A 1,321-nucleotide genomic window follows, 5' to 3' on the forward strand; every position below is an offset into this window, starting at 1 on the left:
GATTTCCATGTTAAAACCAAGAAAAAATGCAAAAAGGTTTAGGCTACATTTTTGACATAGGGTTGCTCTCTTTTAACGACGGCACATATCCTATGTACAAGTTTGTTTCTAACATTATTTATAATCAGCATTTTGTTTTTTCCTTCCTCAACTTTCCGCAAATAATACGCTCTGATATCGGGATCATGATTGATAGCGGCCAAGGCACTCATATGCAGATGTTTTTTAAGCGTCCTGTTGGCCATTGGATGTATTCTGGACTTTCTATGAATACTGGTCCCAGAAGTGTATTCAAAAGGCACTACGCCACTATAGCAAGCCAATTGTTTAGGATTGTCGTATCTGGTAAAAAAGTTCGTGAATACCGTGAAATGAAGTGCGGTTATCTGTCCAATTCCAGTCACAGAGGTCACCAGTCCTATGGTCTTGTTAAGTTTATCGTCAGAAAGGATCAGTTTTTTGATCTCAGCTTCAATGCGGTCAATTTCATCACAAAGGTTTTTATTGATCTTTTTAAGGTTCTTTTTGGCAAGCTTTCCGAGCTTGGGAGAGAACAGGTCAAGTTCGTTGGGATATTTGTTGAGATCCGCTCTGGTATTAACCAACTTTCTTCTGATCTTAAGAAGAATCTTAACTTGCTCAAGTATCTCGGGCATAGGCTTGTAAAGCTCAAGTTCTTGATGGTTTTTGGCGGCATATTGGGCAATGCGCCTGGCATCGACCCTGTCATTCTTGCCCCTGAGCAATCCTATGCTCTTGGTGATCCGTATGGGCATCTCGACACAGAAGCAGGCCTGTTTTTCAACGAGCTTGGTAATAATAAGCTTTCCATATACACCGGTATGTTCCATACATATCAGCGTGTTGTAAAAAGGTATTTTCTGATTTTTGAGAAGTCTGATAAAGGCATTGGTGCCTTTTTTGGTGTTCTCGAAAACATAAGAGGCAGTCCTCTCATTTTCAATGATGGCAACGTCAAAGAACTTTTTCGATATGTCGATACCGATAAAGTAGCAGAAGTTCTGTCTGTTCATAATAGATAGGATTTTAGATAACTAACCAGTATCCAGATAACCATCGAACCCCTGATAATAGGTCTAAAAACCTGAATTTCCATCTGATGCCGTTCTGGAGATAACTGACGGGGGCTTTTATCAAATAAAGTATAAGCCCACAGCTTTGAGTAGCGTATAATTCGCCCCCATCAGTTTGGTCACAGTTTATTATTATTGGGGCTATTCCCCGATAGAAAGTTAACAATTACGGAAACTCACTAACATATAAATAATCCCTAAATAAAGTGCGTTCGCAAAACTAAGGG

At 39.7% G+C, this 1,321-nt stretch carries 1 protein-coding gene; it reads right to left on the reverse strand.

Features of this window, described 5'->3' with window-relative positions; all coding sequences use genetic code 11:
• Positions 1–38 precede the first annotated feature (38 nt).
• Complete coding sequence (locus tag BUB91_RS20595; RefSeq protein WP_073101328.1) at positions 39–1,034, reverse strand: IS110 family RNA-guided transposase; 996 nt, start codon at positions 1,032–1,034, stop codon at positions 39–41.
• Positions 1,035–1,321: the final 287 nt, after the last annotated feature.

It is taken from the genome of Leeuwenhoekiella marinoflava DSM 3653 (assembly GCF_900129005.1).
Taxonomy (GTDB): domain Bacteria; phylum Bacteroidota; class Bacteroidia; order Flavobacteriales; family Flavobacteriaceae; genus Leeuwenhoekiella; species Leeuwenhoekiella marinoflava.